At 73.6% G+C, this 15,998-nt stretch carries 18 protein-coding genes; 15 read left to right on the forward strand and 3 right to left on the reverse strand.

The window, feature by feature from the left end:
• Position 1: 1 nt before the first annotated feature.
• The 8 genes from ASD90_RS20720 (at position 2) to tsaD (ending at position 7,258) form a co-directional block, all read left to right on the forward strand.
• Complete coding sequence (locus tag ASD90_RS20720) at positions 2-352, forward strand: holo-ACP synthase (protein ID WP_056760678.1); 351 nt, start codon at positions 2-4, stop codon at positions 350-352.
• Complete coding sequence (locus tag ASD90_RS20725; protein WP_056760682.1) at positions 352-1,926, forward strand: bifunctional ADP-dependent NAD(P)H-hydrate dehydratase/NAD(P)H-hydrate epimerase; 1,575 nt, start codon at positions 352-354, stop codon at positions 1,924-1,926. The genes ASD90_RS20720 and ASD90_RS20725 overlap by 1 nt, the downstream gene beginning before the upstream one ends.
• 70 nt (positions 1,927-1,996) lie before the next feature.
• The gene (gene alr / locus ASD90_RS20730; RefSeq protein ID WP_082588928.1) at positions 1,997-3,208 is read left to right on the forward strand and encodes an alanine racemase; all 1,212 of its coding nucleotides are present in this window, start codon (positions 1,997-1,999) and stop codon (positions 3,206-3,208) included.
• A complete protein-coding gene (locus ASD90_RS20735) occupies positions 3,205-4,455 on the forward strand; it encodes an alpha/beta fold hydrolase (RefSeq protein ID WP_056760685.1) in 1,251 nt (416 codons plus the stop codon). Before alr ends, ASD90_RS20735 begins: the two co-directional genes overlap by 4 nt.
• Before the next feature lie 4 nt (positions 4,456-4,459).
• On the forward strand, positions 4,460-4,924 hold the full coding sequence (gene tsaE, locus ASD90_RS20740) for a tRNA (adenosine(37)-N6)-threonylcarbamoyltransferase complex ATPase subunit type 1 TsaE (RefSeq protein ID WP_056760689.1): 465 nt from the start codon (positions 4,460-4,462) through the stop codon (positions 4,922-4,924).
• Positions 4,925-5,007: 83 nt separating this feature from the next.
• Complete coding sequence (gene tsaB, locus ASD90_RS20745) at positions 5,008-5,721, forward strand: tRNA (adenosine(37)-N6)-threonylcarbamoyltransferase complex dimerization subunit type 1 TsaB (protein ID WP_056760692.1); 714 nt, start codon at positions 5,008-5,010, stop codon at positions 5,719-5,721.
• Positions 5,722-5,723: 2 nt separating this feature from the next.
• The gene (gene rimI, locus ASD90_RS20750; protein WP_369793638.1) at positions 5,724-6,215 is read left to right on the forward strand and encodes a ribosomal protein S18-alanine N-acetyltransferase; all 492 of its coding nucleotides are present in this window, start codon (positions 5,724-5,726) and stop codon (positions 6,213-6,215) included.
• Positions 6,212-7,258: a tRNA (adenosine(37)-N6)-threonylcarbamoyltransferase complex transferase subunit TsaD gene (gene tsaD / locus ASD90_RS20755; RefSeq protein WP_056760695.1), complete on the forward strand. Its 1,047-nt coding sequence runs from the start codon at positions 6,212-6,214 to the stop codon at positions 7,256-7,258. Before rimI ends, tsaD begins: the two co-directional genes overlap by 4 nt.
• Before the next feature lie 367 nt (positions 7,259-7,625).
• Here tsaD and ASD90_RS20760 read toward each other — a convergent pair whose 3' ends face one another.
• Positions 7,626-8,651 (reverse strand): glycoside hydrolase family 3 N-terminal domain-containing protein, encoded by a 1,026-nt coding sequence (locus tag ASD90_RS20760; protein ID WP_235506841.1) that lies wholly within the window; start codon positions 8,649-8,651, stop codon positions 7,626-7,628.
• Between ASD90_RS20760 and ASD90_RS24465 the strand changes: the two genes are divergently transcribed.
• The 5 genes from ASD90_RS24465 to ASD90_RS20780 all read left to right on the forward strand — a co-directional run bounded on the left by ASD90_RS24465 (position 8,617) and on the right by ASD90_RS20780 (position 11,796).
• On the forward strand, positions 8,617-8,895 hold the full coding sequence (locus tag ASD90_RS24465) for a hypothetical protein (protein WP_235506842.1): 279 nt from the start codon (positions 8,617-8,619) through the stop codon (positions 8,893-8,895). The genes ASD90_RS20760 and ASD90_RS24465 overlap by 35 nt on opposite strands.
• Positions 8,896-9,005: 110 nt before the next feature.
• Positions 9,006-9,995, forward strand: coding sequence for a nucleoside hydrolase (locus tag ASD90_RS20765; RefSeq protein ID WP_056760702.1), 990 nt, complete (start codon positions 9,006-9,008; stop codon positions 9,993-9,995).
• Positions 9,995-10,825: a PfkB family carbohydrate kinase gene (locus ASD90_RS20770; RefSeq protein WP_056760705.1), complete on the forward strand. Its 831-nt coding sequence runs from the start codon at positions 9,995-9,997 to the stop codon at positions 10,823-10,825. The genes ASD90_RS20765 and ASD90_RS20770 overlap by 1 nt, the downstream gene beginning before the upstream one ends.
• 141 nt (positions 10,826-10,966) lie before the next feature.
• Positions 10,967-11,296, forward strand: coding sequence for a metalloregulator ArsR/SmtB family transcription factor (locus ASD90_RS20775; RefSeq protein WP_056760709.1), 330 nt, complete (start codon positions 10,967-10,969; stop codon positions 11,294-11,296).
• Positions 11,293-11,796 carry an SRPBCC family protein gene (locus ASD90_RS20780; RefSeq protein ID WP_056760713.1) on the forward strand — a complete coding sequence of 168 codons (504 nt, stop codon included), beginning with the start codon at positions 11,293-11,295 and terminating at the stop codon, positions 11,794-11,796. The genes ASD90_RS20775 and ASD90_RS20780 overlap by 4 nt, the downstream gene beginning before the upstream one ends.
• Positions 11,797-11,918: 122 nt before the next feature.
• Here ASD90_RS20780 and ASD90_RS20785 read toward each other — a convergent pair whose 3' ends face one another.
• Entirely contained in the window at positions 11,919-13,160 is a 1,242-nt protein-coding gene (locus tag ASD90_RS20785) for a class I SAM-dependent methyltransferase (protein WP_056760716.1), read from the reverse strand.
• Positions 13,161-13,383: 223 nt separating this feature from the next.
• On the opposite strand from ASD90_RS20785, the gene groES reads away from it, so the two are divergent.
• Positions 13,384-13,680, forward strand: coding sequence for a co-chaperone GroES (gene groES, locus ASD90_RS20790; RefSeq protein WP_020144866.1), 297 nt, complete (start codon positions 13,384-13,386; stop codon positions 13,678-13,680).
• Positions 13,681-13,793: 113 nt separating this feature from the next.
• On the forward strand, positions 13,794-15,410 hold the full coding sequence (groL, locus tag ASD90_RS20795) for a chaperonin GroEL (RefSeq protein ID WP_056760719.1): 1,617 nt from the start codon (positions 13,794-13,796) through the stop codon (positions 15,408-15,410).
• Between the two features lie 193 nt (positions 15,411-15,603).
• On the opposite strand, the gene ASD90_RS20800 is transcribed toward groL, so the two are convergent.
• Positions 15,604-15,891: a WhiB family transcriptional regulator gene (locus ASD90_RS20800; protein ID WP_020144864.1), complete on the reverse strand. Its 288-nt coding sequence runs from the start codon at positions 15,889-15,891 to the stop codon at positions 15,604-15,606.
• Between the last annotated feature and the right edge of the window lie 107 nt (positions 15,892-15,998).

A 15,998-nucleotide genomic window follows, 5' to 3' on the forward strand; every position in this document is an offset into this window, starting at 1 on the left:
CGTGATCGTCGGGGTCGGGATCGACGTCGTCGACATCGAGCGTTTCGGGTCCACCCTCGAGCGCACCCCGGCGCTACGCGAACGGCTCTTCACCGTCGAGGAGCGCCACCTCGGCATCGCCTCGCTCGCGGCGCGCTTCGCGGCCAAGGAGGCGCTCGCCAAGTCGCTGGGCGCTCCCGTCGGCCTGCACTGGACCGACGCCCGGGTCGTGACCAACGACGACGGCCGACCCTCGCTCGAGATCGGGGGCACCGTCCTCGCGCGGGCCAACGCCCTCGGTGTCGACTCCTTCCACCTGTCCCTGTCGCACGACGCGGGTGTCGCGTCGGCCGTCGTCATCGCGGAGGGCTGATGATCCGCGCCCACTCCGTCGATGCGGTCCGCTCCGCCGAGGCCGCCGCCATGGCCGAGCTGCCCGAGGGCGAGCTCATGTCGCGGGCCGCCCTCGGCCTCGCCGAGGTCGCCGTGGCCCGCCTCGCCGACATCGAGGGCACCACCGTCGTGGGTCTCGTCGGCGCCGGTGACAACGGCGGCGACACGTTGTATGCGGTGGCCCACCTCGCCGAGTCGGGCTTCGCCTGCGCCGTGGTGCTCGTGCCGTCGTCGGGCCGCTCCGGCGTGCACGCTGCTGCTCTCGCGGCTGCCGAGTCAGCGGGGGTCATGGTCCACGTGGCCTCCGACCAGGGTGCCGCGGCCGACGTCGTCGCGGAGGCCGACCTCGTGCTCGACGGCATCGTCGGCATCGGCGGCCGGCCCGGTCTGCGGCCCGAGGCCGCGCGCCTCGTGGACGCCGTCGACGACGACGCGTGGGTGCTGGCTGTCGACCTCGCGAGCGGCCTCGACCCTGCCGGGGAGTCCGGCGAGGACGACGCCGTGTGGGCCGACGAGACGGTCACGTTCGGCACCCCCAAGCCCGTGCACCTGCTCCCGGCCGGTGAGGGCGCGACCGGCCGGCTCACCGTCGTCGACATCGGGGTCGACGTCGACGACGTGCCCGCGGCCGTCGAGCGGCTGACGTGGGACGACGTGTCCGACCTGTGGCCCGTGCCCGGTCAGGGTGACGACAAGTACTCCCGCGGGGTCCTGGGCGTCGTCGCAGGCAGCGAGGCCTACCCCGGTGCGGCGGTGCTGTGCACGACCGCCGCCGCCGAGGCCGGCGTCGGGATGCTCCGCTACGTCGGCACGCCGACCCCGGTCGGCCTCGTCCACCAGGCCGTGCCCGAGGCCGTCGTGGGCGACGGACGCGTGCAGGCGTGGGTCGTGGGTCCGGGTCTCGACACCGAGACCGACGACGATGCCGGCCGGTCCCAGCTCGACGCGGCACGTGCCGCCCTGGCGAGCGACCTGCCGGTGGTCGTCGATGCCGGGGGACTGGCCCTCGTCGACGGCCGACGTGACGCGCCCACGGTCCTGACGCCGCACGCCGGCGAGCTGGCCCGGCTCCTGACCCGCCTCGAGAGGCAGTCATCGGGGACGGATGACGCAGGTTCGTCCGACTCCGGTGGCTCCGCGAGCGTGCACGGTGGCGCAAGCAGCGTCGACGGTCCCGCCGAGGTCACCGCCGACGAGGTCAGAGCCGACCCGCTCGGTCACGCCCGCCGCCTCGTCGCCCTGACCGGCGCCACCGTGCTGCTCAAGGGCGCGACGACGCTCGTCGTCACCGAGGACGAGCCGGTGCGCTCCCAGGCCGACGCCCCGCCCTGGCTCGCCACGGCGGGGGCCGGCGACGTGCTCTCGGGCGTCATCGGCGCCCTGCTCGCAGCCGGCCTCCCGCCGCACGACGCGGCCTCCCTCGGGACGCTCGTGCACGGCGTCACCGCCGCCCGGGTCTCGGGCGGCGGCCCGCTGCGCGCACTCGCGGTGGCCCACGGCATACGACCGACGGTGCGCGACCTGCTGGCCCGGGGACGGTCCGCGCCCGGGTGAGCCTGGCCCCCGCGTCCCGCACGCGGAGCCCCGCACCCGGACCACCCAGACGAACTGCGAGACTGAACCGATGAGCCAGATCGACGCCTCCGACGCCGAGCGGACCACGACGCCCACCGCTGGGAGCCCGACCGCACCGGAGACCCACGGCCTGACCGTGTGGGCCGAGATCGACCTCACGGCGCTCGAGGCCAACGTGCGCACGCTCGGCGCGCTGGCCCCGACGTCGGAGCTCATGGCCGTCGTCAAGGCCGACGCCTACGGCCACGGCCTGCTTCCCGTCGCGCGCGCCGCGGTGCGCGGAGGCGCGACGTGGCTCGGGGCGGCCCAGCTGGCCGAGGCGTTCGCGCTGCGCGACGCCGGCATCACGACGCGACTGCTGACCTGGCTCAGCGTGCCCGGCTCCGACTTCGGCGGCGCCGTCGAGCGCGACATCGACCTCTCGGCCTCGGCGCCGTGGGTCATCGACGAGATCGCAGCGGCGGCGTCCCGGATCGGACGCACGGCGCGGGTCCACCTCAAGGTCGACACGGGTCTCGGGCGCGGCGGAGCCTACGGCCGCGACTGGACCACCCTCGTGCAGCACGCGCATCGCGCCGAGGCCGACGGCTCCGTGCGCGTCGTCGGCATCTGGACCCACTTCGCCCACGCCGACTCGCCCGAGCACCCCACGGTGCTCGCCCAGCAGGAGCGCTTCTTCGAGGCCGTCACCGAGGCCGAGCGGGCCGGTCTGCGCCCCGAGGTGCGCCACCTCGCCAACTCGGCGGCGACCCTAGTGCACCCCTCGGCGCACGCCGACCTCGTGCGGCCCGGCATCGCGATCTACGGCCTGACCCCCGTGCCGCAGGTCGACGACGACTTCGGCCTGCGCCCGGTCATGACACTGCGCGCGCGCCTCGCCCTCGTCAAGGCGCTGCCGGCAGGACAGGGCATCAGCTACGGACACGCCTACGTCCCGGATGTCGACACGGTCGTCGGGCTCGTGCCGGCCGGCTATGCCGACGGCGTGCCCCGCAACGCGACCAACGTCGGGCCACTGCTCGTCGACGGTCAGCGCACCACCATCGCCGGACGCGTCTGCATGGACCAGTTCGTCGTCGACCTCGGACCGGGCTCGCGGGCCCGGGCCGGTGACGTCGTGACGCTCTTCGGCGGCGCCCCCGGTGAGCCCACGGCCCAGGACTGGGCCGACGCGACCGACACCATCAGCTACGAGATCGTGACACGGCTCGGGGCCCGCGTGCCGAGGCTCTACGTCGGCGCGCCCGAGGGCACCGCATGAGCTCGCGCCGCAACCCCGTCATCGGGATCGCCGCCGCCACGCTCGGCGTCGCCGCAGGTGTGGCCGCGGGCATCGCCGCCGACCGCGCCGGCAAGCACCGGGCCGCGATGGCGGCGCTGGAGACGCCCGAGCTGCTCGACATCACGCCCGACGAGGAGCGCGTCGTGCTCACCGACGACGGCGTCCCGCTCCACGTCGAGATCGACCTCCCCTCCGCCGCCGCGGCCCGCGCCGCAGCGGACGGCACCACGAGGCACGGGCGCCCCGACGAGCTGCCCACCGTCGTGCTGACGCACGGCTACTGCCTCAGCCTGCGCTGCTGGGTCTACCAGCGCCGCGCCCTCAAGGAGGCCGGCTACCGCGTCGTCAGCTGGGACCAGCGCGGCCACGGCCGGTCGGGTCGCGGCGAGAAGGACAGCTACACCATCGACCGGCTCGGTCAGGACCTCCACACGGTCATCACCGAGCTCGTGCCCGAGGGCGACCTCGTGCTCGTCGGCCACTCGATGGGTGGCATGACGATGCTCGGGCTCGGTGAGGCAGAGCCACAGCTCGTCCTCGAGCGGGTCGTCGGAGCCGCGTTCGTCGCGACGAGTCCCGGGGGCATCATGCTCGCCAACGGCGGACGCACCGCGACCTTCGGCCGGCTCCTGCTCGAGCGAATCGGACCGGGCGTGCTCGGCCCGCTGAGCCACCGCCCCGAGCTCTTCACCCGGATCCGGCGGGTGGGGCGCGACATCGAGCACTTCATGGTCGAGCAGAACTCGTTCGCCTCGCCGGTGCCGCGCTCGGTCGTGCGCTACACGAGCGACATCCTGCTCGGCACGCCGCTCGATGTCGTCAACGACTACCTCCAGACGTTCGACGGCTTCGACAAGCGGCCCGCGCTCCTCGAGTTCCGGCACGCCGTCGTCCTCGTCTTCAACGGGCGCGACGACATCCTGACGCCGCCGTCACACAGCGAGCTCATCGTCGAGGGCATCCCCGGCGCCGAGCACATCGTCGTCAACGACGCCGGGCACGTCATCATGCTCGAGCACCCCGACCTGCTGAACGCGCACCTCGTACAGCTCGTCGACCAGTCGGCGCGGGCACGAGCCGAGCAGATCGAGGTCGCCTCGCAGCCGCGCGTGCGCCGCATCGTCACCGACGTCGCCAAGAACCGCCGCCAGCGCCGCCTCGAGAAGGAGGCGGCCGAGCTCGTCCGGTCCGGCCGCGTCAAGCAGGCGCGCACCAAGGGGGCGTGAGCACGTGGAGCGCGAGGTGCGCTGGGCCACGACCGAGGACACCCAGGACTTCGGCCGCCATCTCGGCGCCCGGCTGCGCGGCGGCGACGTGCTCGTCCTCACCGGCGACCTCGGTGCCGGCAAGACGACGCTGACGCAGGGCATCGCCGAGGGGCTCGGTGTGCGTGGCCCCATCACGTCGCCGACCTTCGTCATCGCACGAGTGCACCCGTCGCTCGTCGGCGGCCCGCTGCTCGTCCACGTCGACGCCTACCGCCTCGGCAGCGCCATCGAGCTCGACGACCTCGACCTCGATGCCGACCTCGACGCGAGCGTCACCGTCGTCGAGTGGGGCGCCGGGCTCGCCGAGCAGCTGAGCGAGTCGCGGCTCGAGCTGACGATCACGGGCGACGACGTGCGCACGGCGCGCCTCGTCGGCGTGGGCGACCGCTGGGACGACGTCCTCGACGCGGTCGCGCCGGCGCGCTGACCGCCCCCGCTCGACGCGTCCGGACGGCATGCGAGGGCGGCACGGGTGCGGGTCCGCGTGCGTGCTCGGATAGCCTGACCGACGTGCTCCTGCTCGCGATCGACACCTCCACGACCGCCATCACCGTCGGCCTGCACGACGGCGCCTCGGTCGTCGCGGAGGCCACGACGCTCGACGCCCGTGCGCACGCCGAGCACCTCGCGCCCAACGTCCGCGATGCCCTGGCCCAGGTCGGCGCCGAGCCGGGAGACGTCACCGACGTCGTCGTCGGCATCGGCCCCGGCCCCTTCACCGGCCTCCGCGTCGGCATCGTCACCGGCCGGACGTTCGCCTTCGCGCTCGGTCTGCCGGTGCGCGGCCTGACGAGCCTCGACGCGATCGCCCACGAGGCGTGGCTCGGTGGGCGGCGCGGCGACCTGCTCGTCGCGACGGACGCCCGCCGCAAGGAGGTGTATGCCGCCGCGTACGTCCTCGGGGACGCTCGCGCCGACCGCGTCACTGAGCCCGCGGTGTCGCGGGCGTCCGACCTCCCCACCGAGGCGCGCGCCCTGCCCACGGCCGGGCGCGGGCCCGGCCTCTACGCCGAGGCCCTCCCGCGGGCCGTGGAGCCCCTCGACGTCAGCGGGGGAGCGCTCGCCGACCTCGCCGTCCGCCGCCTCGCCGCGGCGGCGCACCCGGCCGCCACCGAGCTCCAGTGGATCGACCCCGGCCACGGCTTCGACGGTCTCGAGCCGCTCTACCTGCGCCGACCCGACGCCGCTCCAGCGCCTCCCTCGACGAAGTCGACCCTCGGGTGACCGTGACGGAGCCGCAGGTGCGCCGCGGTGAGGGGGTCGTGCTGCGCGACCTCGAGTGGACCGACCTCGCCCGCCTCGCCGAGCTCGAGGAGCAGCTCTTCGCCGACGACGCGTGGTCCGCGGCCACGTGGTGGAGCGAGCTCGCCGGTCGCCCCCGTCGCGACTACGTCGTCGCGACGACGGCCGACGGCGCCATCGCCGGGTATGCCGGTCTCGACGTCGCAGGAGACGTCGCCGACGTCATGACGATCGCGACCGCCCCCGACCACCAGGGCCACGGCACGGGCCGCGTCCTGCTCGCCGAGCTCGTCCGTCGGGCGACGCTGCGCGGGGTCGACGCGGTGCTGCTCGAGGTGCGCGCCGACAACGACGCGGCACGGCGCCTCTACGACCGGGCCGGCTTCGAGGTCATCTCGGTGCGCCGCCGCTACTACCAACCAGGCGACGTGGACGCGCTCGTCATGCGCCTTCTCGTCACGAAGGGAGACGCATGAGCGACGAGCCCCTCGTCCTCGGCATCGAGACGTCCTGCGACGAGACGGGTGTCGGCATCGTCCGCGGGCAGACGCTGCTCGTCGACACGGTCGCGAGCAGCGTCGAGGAGCACGCCCGCTTCGGCGGTGTCGTCCCCGAGGTCGCGAGCCGAGCCCACCTCGAGGCCATGGTGCCGACGATCGAGCGGGCCTGCCGCGAGGCCGGCGTGCAGCTGCGCGACCTCGACGCCATCTCGGTGACCTCGGGTCCCGGACTGGCCGGCGCCCTCCTCGTCGGGGTCGCCTCGGCCAAGGCCCTCGCCCTCGCGCTCGGCAAGCCGATCTACGGCGTCAACCACCTCGCCTCGCACGTCGCCGTCGACGTCGTCGAGCACGGTCCGCTGCCCGAGCCGACGATGGCGATGCTCGTCTCGGGTGGTCACTCCTCGCTGCTCCTCGTCCCCGACGTCACCCACGACGTGCGCTCGCTCGGCTCGACGATGGACGACGCCGCGGGGGAGGCCTTCGACAAGGTCGCGCGCGTGCTCGGTCTGCCCTTCCCGGGTGGTCCGCACGTGGATCGCGCTGCGCGAGAAGGCAACCGGATCGCCATCGACTTCCCTCGCGGGCTCACGACCGGTCGCGACATGGAGCGGCACCGCTTCGACTTCTCGTTCTCGGGGCTCAAGACGGCCGTCGCGCGGTGGGTCGAGACCCGTCAGCGTGCCGGCGAGACCGTGCCCGTCGCCGACGTCGCGGCCAGTTTCCAGGAGGCCGTCGTCGACGTCCTCACGCGCAAGGCCCTGCTCGCCTGCAAGGAGCACGAGGTCGACCACCTGCTCATCGGCGGCGGCGTCGCGGCCAACTCCCGCCTGCGGGCGCTCGCGGAGGAGCGCTGTGCCAAGGCCGGCGTCACCCTGCGCGTGCCGCGTCCCGGGCTGTGCACCGACAACGGGGCCATGGTCGCGGCGCTCGGGGCGCAGATGGTGGCGAAGGGGCGCGAGCCGAGCGACCTCGGGCTTCCCACCGACTCGTCGATGCCGGTCACTCTCGTCCAGGCGTAGCTCGCGTCACTGCCCGCCCGGCTGGGGCTCGTCGGGCGCGCGACGGCGCTCGTGGCGTGGGGTCGGCGGGCACCCGCTCGCCCGCGCGGCGTGGAGCGAAGGCGGCGTATGCGGGCACGTGGCCTTGCAGGGGCACGGTGCCGCCTTCGATGCCGCGCGGACGAACGGCCGCCCACCTCCCGGCCTGTCGTACTGCGCACTCGGCGCGCTCCTCCTGGGCCCGCCCGGCGCCCTCTCGTCCTGGCTGGGTGTGACCGGGCTGCAGCGGATCTGCACCCACCCTCGGTCGTCGGCTCGCGCCTGGGGGGGGGTCGGTGGGGCTGGTGACTGGGTCGGGGCCGCGGTCTGGGGGTGTCGCGGTCTGGGGCTACGGGCAGCGGGCGAGGCCCATCTGGAGCTTGAGGTCGACGACGCGGGTGGCGGCGGTCTGGACCTGCTTGGCGAAGGCCGGGCTCGCGTGCATCTTCGTCGTGATGGCGTCGTGCATGGCTGGGACGGTGCTCGGGCGGGCGGTCAGGGTGATGTCGCCGCCGGCCTCGATGAAGCGGGTGGCGCGCTCGCCGACCGGCACGTCGGCCACGGCCTTCGCGGCGCCTACGTCGTCGGTGATGACGACCCCGTCGTAGGAGAGCCGGTCGCGGAGCAGGTCGGTGACGATCGGCCGGGAGAAGACCGCGTTGGTGCCCGGGTCGATCCGGCTGTAGATGGCCGAGCCGACCATGACGAGCTCGACGCCGTCCTGGATGCCGGTGCGGAACGGCTCGAGGTAGGGGTCGTCGACCGTCGTCGTGCGGTCGGTGATGCCACGGGCCGTGACGTCGGTGTTGCCCGTGATGCGTCCGAGGCCCGGGAAGTGCTTGACGGTGGAGGCGACGCCTCCCGCGCGCATCCCGGCGATGAAGGCGCCGACCATGCGTGAGACGCGCTCTGGGTCGCTCGAGAACTGTCGGTCGTACTGGCCGATCGGACCGTTGGCGCGACCGATCGACGTCGGCACCGTGTCGGCGACGGGTGCGAGGTTGACGTTGATGCCCGCCCGGCGCAGCTGGCCGGCCCAGCGCGTCGCGTCGGCGGTGAGGCCCTTCGCCGAGCCCTGGTCCTGGACGCGGGCGGACGGCATACGGCTGAAGCCGTCGCCGCGCAGCTGCTGCACGGCTCCGCCCTCCTGGTCGGCCGCGACGAGCAGGCCGAGGCCGGCGGTGTCCTCCTCGGACGCGAGCCCGGCGAGGTGCCGGGTCGTCGCACGGACGCGCTCGGTGCCGCCGTCCCAGCCGCCGAGCAGGATGACCCCGCCGAGGTGGCGGCGCGCGACGAGGGCGTCGAGGCTCGAGCGGCTCGCGCCGTTGTCGAGACCGACCATGAGCAGCTGGCCCGCGCGCTCGTCGTCGTCCATGCCCGCGACGATGCGGGGCGCGCAGGAGGCGGGCGCCGACGGTTCGCTGGTCGTGGGGACGGGAGCGCTCGTCGAGGGGCCCGCGCTCGTCGTGGGGACCGTCGTGGGGACGGTCGTCGCCGAGGTCGAGCGGGGCGTGGACGTGCCGGAGGCCGGCGGGGCGGCGGCCGGCGGCGCCGACGAGCAGGCGGCCGCGACAGCGGTCACGGCCGCCGCGAGAACGGCCCATCCGGCGGTGGACTGAAGGAGGCGTCGGCTGTGGCTCGGGCGCATCGTTCGAGCCTATCCCCGGCGGCTGGTGGTCCTCGTCCCCGCCGGGACGTCGGGGACGGCCCGAACCGGTACGTTGCCGCTGTGACGACCGAACCCATCCCGATCGTGCTCGACGTCGACACCGGGGTCGACGACGCCTGCGCCCTCCTCCTGGCCGCCCTGCACCCGGCGCTCGACCTGCGAGCCGTCTCGTGCGTCGGGGGCAACGCCCCCGTCGACGACGTCGTGCGCAACACGCTGCTCGTCCTCGAGACCGCGGGGCGCAGCGACATCCCGGTGGCGCGTGGAGCCGAGCGACCGCTGCTCGAGACGCCGGTCGACGCGCGGCACGTGCACGGCGACGACGGCATGGGCGACCTCGGCTGGCCGGCCGCGGCAGCGACGGTCGACCCGCGGCATGCCGTCGAGCTCCTGCGCGACGTCTGCCGTGAGGCGGCCGCCGAGGGCCGACCGGTCACGCTGGTGCCCCTGGCGCCGCTGACGAACATCGCGCTGCTCCTGCGCACCTATCCGGATGTGGCACAAGGCATCTCGGAGATCATCTTCATGGGTGGCGCCGCCAATGTCGGCAACGCGACGGCGTCGGCCGAGTTCAACGTCTTCCACGACCCCGAAGCGGCCGCCATCACGCTCGACGCGGCGGCCGACCTCGGCATCCCGGTGACGATGTACGGCCTCGACGTCTTCTATGAGCCCGTCGTGCCGGCCGAGCTGGCCGACGAGCTCGTCGCCGTCGGGGGCCGCGGCCCGGCCGAGCTGGCGGGCAGCCTGATCAGATTCCAGAACGCGCGCTTCGACCGTCCGGCGTCGACCATCGGTGACGCCGGCGCGGTGTGCGTCGTCATCGACCGGGACGGCGTCCGCACCGAGCCCCTGCCGCTGCGGGTCGAGCTCGCCGGCACGTGGTCGCGAGGCCGCACGATCGTCGACCGGCGCGACTGGAGCGGCGACATGGCCCACGACCCGCACGGCGAGGCCCCGGTGCGCGTCGACGTCGCCCTGGAGGTCGACGGCCCCCGCTACACCCGGCTCTGGGCCGACACGATCCTCGGCCGGGCGGGGCAGCGCTGATGGGGCGCGTCGCGGTGCTCGGCTCGCTCAACGTCGACGTCGTGACCCTCGTCGAGCGTCACCCCCTGCCGGGGGAGACCCTGCTCGGGGAGCCGGGCGGCACCTTCGCCGGGGGCAAGGGCGGCAACCAGGCTGCGGCGGCCGCCCGCGTCGGCGCCGACGTCGCGATGCTCGCCCGCGTCGGCGACGACGGTCCGGGTCGTGCCTACCTCGACCGGCTCGCGGGCCTTGGCGTCGACACCTCCGCCGTGTCGACGAGTGGGGATGCGCCGACCGGCACGGCCTTCATCACCGTCGACGAGCAGGGCGAGAACTCGATCATCGTCGTGGCCGGCGCCAACGGCGAGCGGGACCGCTCCCTCGTGGCGCAGGCCGGACGTCTCGGCCCCGGCGACGTGCTGCTGTGCTCGCTCGAGGTGCACCTCGACACCGTGGCCGACGCCGCTCGCGCGGCCCACTCGGCCGGTGCCCGGGTCGTGCTCAACCTCGCGCCGTATGCCGGGCTGCCATCCGACGTCATCGCCCTGGCCGACCCGGTGGTCGTCAACGAGTCGGAGATGCGCGCTCTCGCGGACTCCGACCTCGTGCCGCAGTCGCTGCTCGTGACCTTCGGGGCAGCGGGGGCGCGGTGGGGGACGGACGGCGTCGACGGCATACCCGTGGCGCCGCATGAACTCGGTGACACGGTCGGTGCCGGAGACGCGTTCTGCGGAGCCCTCGCGGCGGCCCTGGCCGGCGGTGCCGACCGCCAGGCCGCCGTCGAGGCGGCCAACGCCGCCGGTGCTGCCGCCGTGCGCTGGGTCGGTGCCCAGCCCGACGCCACCCTCTGACCCACCCCACCCCACCCCGCAACTCACCGAGCAGGTCACAACACACCCGGGACGGATCGCGGTGGGTTGTGACCTGCTCGGTGTGTTGCGGGACAAGGACGTACCTTGTGAGTTACGTAACTCAAGCGTTACCCTCAACGCATGAGCGGCACCTGGGAAGCGCTGACCGACCCGACCAGGCGGTCCATCGTCGAGCACCTCGCCCGTGAGGAGCTGACCGCGGGCGAGGTCGCGGCACTCTTCGACGCGGCGCGCCCCGGCATCTCGCGGCACCTGCGGGTGCTGCGCGAGGCCGGTGTCGTCGAGGCGGAGGCCGTCGCCCAGCGGCGCGTCTACCGGCTCGCGCCGGGTGCGCTCGACGAGGTCGAGCAGTGGTGCCGCGAGGTCCGCTCGTTCTGGGGGCAGCGTCTCGACGCCCTCGACACCGAGATCGCCCGCGGCGTGCGGGCCCGACGGCAGGAGCAGGGATGAGCGAGCAGCTGACGCAGGTGCTGGGGCGGATCGAGCGGGACGGTGACGACCCGGGCGCCCTCGCGATCGTCTTCGACCGGCACTATGCGACATCACCCGAGGACCTCTGGCAGGCGTGCACCGACCCGGACCGTCTGGCCCGCTGGTTCGCGCCCGTTGCCGGGGACCTACGCCCCGGAGGCGAGTTCGCCATCCACTTCGACGACGGCGACGTCCCGCGCTGTCGCGTCGTCAGGTGCGAGCCACCCCACCGGCTCGTCTGGGAGTGGCCGATCCGCGAGGCGCCGACCGTCGTCACGGTCGAGGTGAGCGCCGACGGCGAGGGGTCGCGCCTCGTCCTGCGGCACGCGCGGCTCACGGACGGCCAGGTCGCGGGGTATGCCGCGGGCTGGGACACCTACGTCCGCGCCCTCGACGCCCACGTCGACGGCACGCCGGCGCCGGACTGGGGCATCACGTGGAGCGCCCTGCACGAGCTGTACGCCGCCGCCGCGACCTGAGCCGGTCGGCCCTCGGTGTGGACCTGCTGATGGTGCTGCGGTTGGTGGGGCGATCACCCCACCATCCGCAGCACCATCGGGCAGACCATGGGGTGGGCGACAGGGAGCCCGGGACGGCTGCGTCAGGCAGGCGTGACGACGAGGGCAACCTGGCCGCCGCCGACCCGGGTCAGGACGAGCGTCGCCTCGGAGCCACCCTTGCCCCGGCCGGTCATCTTCAGCTGTCGCCGCAGCAGGTCGGCATCGAGGGTCACGCCGCGCTTCTTGATCGTCACGCGGTCGTGACCGTGGTCGCGCAGCCAGCGGGCGAGGCGCTTGGTCGACAGGGGCATCGCCTCGACGACCCGGAAGCGCCGGGCCCAGGCCAGCTCGCGAGCCACGCCGCTCGAGACGTAGCCGACTCCGGTGGCGAGCTCGGCGCCGTCGACGGCCGCGACGAGCGCGCCCGTGAGTCCGGCCCGGATGACGGCGCGGTCGGGCTCGTAGAGCCATTCGCCGATGTCGGTGACCGACCCGAGCCCCGGGCGCCGTGCGCCGTCGGCCGCGTCGGCCTCGGTGACCACGGAGGTGGAGGTCTCGGTGCACACGGCAGCGGTGCGTCCGGCGCTCGCGACGAGCGGTCCCCACCAGACCGCGCACTCGAGCACCTCACCGTGCCACGACGTCCACTGCGCCTCGGCGCCCCGGGGGACCGACCCGTGCGGGAAGCCGGGGGAGAGCTTGGCGCCCGTCGCCGGCACCTGCCCGGCGAACTCCAGCACCTGCGACCACGACGGCGAGATGGCGTCGAGCGAGAAGACGCGCTTCGTGCGGCCGCTGATGTCGGCCACTCCGGTGACGCGGCGGGCCGGGTCGAGCCACAGCCCGAGGTGGCGTCGTCCCTCGCCCTCCGGGAGGCGCACGTCCTCGGCGAGCCCGTGCGTGACCCGGGCGGACGGCCAGTGGCGCAGGTTGACGGCGGCGATGCGGGCGGTCGTGTCGTCGGCGTCGACGGCGTGGACCGTCAGGTCGAGGCCGGCGAAGGCCATCGCGTCGGACCCCAGCCCGCACCCGAGGTCGTAGACGTCGCGGACCCCGGCGGCGGCGTACCGGTGCGCGTGGCGCGCGGCGATCGCCAGGCGCGTCGACTGCTCGAGGCCGTCGGGGGTGAAGAGCATGCCGGCGGCGAAGTCGCCGAACTTCTCGACCCCGCGTGAGCGCAGCCGCGACTGGGTCATCGCCGCCGCGACGAGGTCGGCGGCGAAGCCCGCCTCACGCAGCCGATCCTGCAGGTGCAGCGAGCCGCCCTCGTCGTAGGGAGGCAGCGACTGGAGCAGCGCCCAGCCCTCACCCGCGGAGAGGCGATCGACCATGGCGGCGTCCATGGGCTCATCCTGCCAGCGCCCGGCGGACCACGACGCGCCGCCGAATCTGGCACTCGACTTGACCGAGTGCTAACGGCAAACCTAGATTCATCCTGTTGGCACTCTCGACCTGAAAGTGCCAGCACCCTCATCGAGGGAGGTCGACCCCCGCGACGGCGGCCAGCCTCGAAGAGCCCACAGTCCGTAGTCAGTTTCCGACTGTCCCGAAGGGAAGGTCACCACCGTGTCGGTTTCCATCAAGCCGCTCGAAGACCGCATCGTCGTCAAGTCCCTCGAGGCCGAGCAGACCACTGCGTCCGGCCTCGTCATCCCGGACACGGCCAAGGAGAAGCCCCAGGAGGGCGAGGTCCTCGCTGTCGGCCCCGGCCGCTTCAACGACACCGGCACCGAGCGCGTCCCGCTCGACGTCAAGGTCGGCGACAAGGTCATCTACAGCAAGTACGGCGGCACCGAGGTCAAGTACGGCGGCGAGGAGTTCCTGATCCTCTCCGCGCGTGACGTCCTCGCCATCGTCGGCTGACCCAGCCGTATGCCGTGAACGCACCCCGGTGAGCCCCACTGGGGTCTCCCCGGGGTGCGTCTCGTTTCACGTAAGCACAGCAACCGCAAAGCAACCCGAGCCAAAGGAACACCATGGCCAAGCAGCTGGAGTTCGACGACTCCGCCCGCAAGTCGCTCGAGCGCGGCGTTGACGCGCTCGCCAACGCCGTCAAGGTGACGCTCGGCCCGAAGGGCCGCAACGTCGTCATCGACAAGAAGTGGGGCGCCCCCACGATCACGAACGACGGCGTGACCATCGCCCGCGAGATCGAGCTCGAGGACGCCTACGAGAACCTCGGCGCCCAGCTCGCCAAGGAGGTCGCGACCAAGACCAACGACGTCGCCGGTGACGGCACGACGACCGCGACCGTGCTCGCCCAGGCCATGGTGAAGGAGGGCCTGCGCAACGTCGCCGCCGGCGCCGCCCCGGCCGCGCTCAAGCGCGGCATGGACAAGGCCGTCACCGCGGTCAACGACCGCCTCCTCGAGAACGCCCGCGAGGTCGACGGCAAGGACGAGATCGCCTCCGTCGCGACGCTCTCCGCCCAGGACGCCACCCTCGGTGGCCTCATCGGCGAGGCGTTCGACAAGGTCGGCAAGGACGGCGTCATCACCGTCGAGGAGTCCTCGACGACGGCGACCGAGCTCGAGTTCACCGAGGGCATGCAGTTCGACAAGGGCTACCTCTCGGCCTACTTCGTCACCGACACCGAGCGCATGGAGACCGTCCTCGAGGACGCCTACGTGCTCATCAACCAGGGCAAGATCTCCTCGGTCGCCGAGGTGCTCCCGATCCTCGAGAAGGTCGTGCAGTCGGGCAAGCCGCTGCTCATCATCGCCGAGGACGTCGACGGCGAGGCCCTCTCGACGCTCGTCGTCAACAAGATCCGCGGCACGTTCAACGTCGCGGCCGTCAAGGCCCCCGGCTTCGGCGACCGCCGCAAGGCCATGCTCCAGGACCTCGCCATCCTCACCGGTGGCCAGGTCATCGCGCCCGAGGTCGGCCTCAGCCTCGACCAGGCCGACCTGACCGTCCTCGGCCAGGCCCGCCGCGTCGTCCTCACCAAGGACAACACGACGATCATCGACGGCAACGGCGAGGAGGGCGAGGTCTCCGGCCGCGTCCACCAGATCAAGGCCGAGATCGAGCGCACCGACTCCGACTGGGACCGCGAGAAGCTCCAGGAGCGCCTCGCCAAGCTCGCCGGTGGCGTCTGCGTCATCAAGGTCGGCGCCCACACCGAGGTGGAGCTCAAGGAGAAGAAGCACCGCATCGAGGACGCCATCTCGGCGACCCGCGCGGCCATCGAGGAGGGCATCGTCGCCGGTGGCGGCACGGCCCTCATCCACGCGGCCTCCGCCATCGACGCCCTCGAGCTGACCGGTGACGAGGCCACGGGTGCGTCCATCGTGCGCAAGGCCGTCGCCGAGCCCCTGCGCTGGATCGCCGAGAACGCCGGCCTCCAGGGCTACGTCGTCACCTCCAAGGTCGCCGAGCTCCCGCTCGGCCAGGGCCTCAACGCGGCCACGGGCGAGTACGGCGACCTCATCGCCGCCGGCGTCATCGACCCGGTCAAGGTCACCCGTTCCGCGCTGCGCAACGCCGAGTCCATCGCGTCGATGATCCTCACGACCGACACGCTCGTCGTCGAGAAGCCCGAGAACGAGGAGCCCGCGGCCGGCGGTCACGGCCACGGCCACGGTCACTGACGCACCGCGCCACACGGCATACGACCACGGGCCCTGACGGGCCCCGCGTCGGCGCCTGACACGACAGCGAGGGCCGCTCCCCGACGGGGAGCGGCCCTCGCTGCGTCTCGACCTCCGCGACCCCGTCGTATCTCGCGGGCCGGTCGAGCGGCTGCGTGGTCGCCGACGGCGTGTGCCGGCGACCGTCAGGTGGTCAGGAGGCCTCCTGGATGCCGTCGTAGAGGACCTCGCGCTCGGCCTCGGTCAGCCCGCCCCAGACGCCGTAGGGCTCGCGGACCTCGAGGGCGTGCGAGCGGCACTGGGCCACGACGGGGCAGGCGGCGCAGACGGCCTTGGCCTGGGCGTCACGGTTGCGGCGGCGCGGGCCGCGCTCGCCCTCGGGGTGGAAGAAGACCTCGGGGCTGACGCCGCGGCAGGCACCGTCCAGCTGCCAGTCCCACAGGTCGGCAACCGGTCCGGGCAGGCGGGTGATCTCGGCCATGAACTCGTCTCTCGGTGGGGCGGTTGTGTCCGCCGTGTCGTACCGGCCCGCTCGGTGCGTGTGGTGGGTCGCGGAGCCGCGGAATCGACGCTAACCGGGCATGCGAT

This window comes from Terrabacter sp. Root181, from assembly GCF_001428505.1.
Taxonomy (GTDB): Bacteria; Actinomycetota; Actinomycetes; order Actinomycetales; family Dermatophilaceae; genus Terrabacter.

Excerpts from the sequence above, each read along its gene's own strand:
- ASD90_RS20800 (WP_020144864.1), bottom strand. The coding sequence starts at position 15,891 with ATGGCCGAGATCACCCGCCTGCCCGGACCGGTTGCCGACCTGTGGGAC.
- alr (WP_082588928.1), top strand. The coding sequence starts at position 1,997 with ATGAGCCAGATCGACGCCTCCGACGCCGAGCGGACCACGACGCCCACC.
- ASD90_RS24465 (WP_235506842.1), top strand. The coding sequence starts at position 8,617 with ATGAGCAGCTGGCCCGCGCGCTCGTCGTCGTCCATGCCCGCGACGATG.
- ASD90_RS20770 (WP_056760705.1), top strand. The coding sequence starts at position 9,995 with ATGGGGCGCGTCGCGGTGCTCGGCTCGCTCAACGTCGACGTCGTGACC.
- groL (WP_056760719.1), top strand. The coding sequence starts at position 13,794 with ATGGCCAAGCAGCTGGAGTTCGACGACTCCGCCCGCAAGTCGCTCGAG.
- ASD90_RS20780 (WP_056760713.1), top strand. The coding sequence starts at position 11,293 with ATGAGCGAGCAGCTGACGCAGGTGCTGGGGCGGATCGAGCGGGACGGT.
- ASD90_RS20725 (WP_056760682.1), top strand. The coding sequence starts at position 352 with ATGATCCGCGCCCACTCCGTCGATGCGGTCCGCTCCGCCGAGGCCGCC.
- ASD90_RS20785 (WP_056760716.1), bottom strand. The coding sequence starts at position 13,160 with ATGGACGCCGCCATGGTCGATCGCCTCTCCGCGGGTGAGGGCTGGGCG.
- ASD90_RS20775 (WP_056760709.1), top strand. The coding sequence starts at position 10,967 with ATGAGCGGCACCTGGGAAGCGCTGACCGACCCGACCAGGCGGTCCATC.
- ASD90_RS20760 (WP_235506841.1), bottom strand. The coding sequence starts at position 8,651 with ATGGACGACGACGAGCGCGCGGGCCAGCTGCTCATGGTCGGTCTCGAC.
- ASD90_RS20735 (WP_056760685.1), top strand. The coding sequence starts at position 3,205 with ATGAGCTCGCGCCGCAACCCCGTCATCGGGATCGCCGCCGCCACGCTC.
- tsaD (WP_056760695.1), top strand. The coding sequence starts at position 6,212 with ATGAGCGACGAGCCCCTCGTCCTCGGCATCGAGACGTCCTGCGACGAG.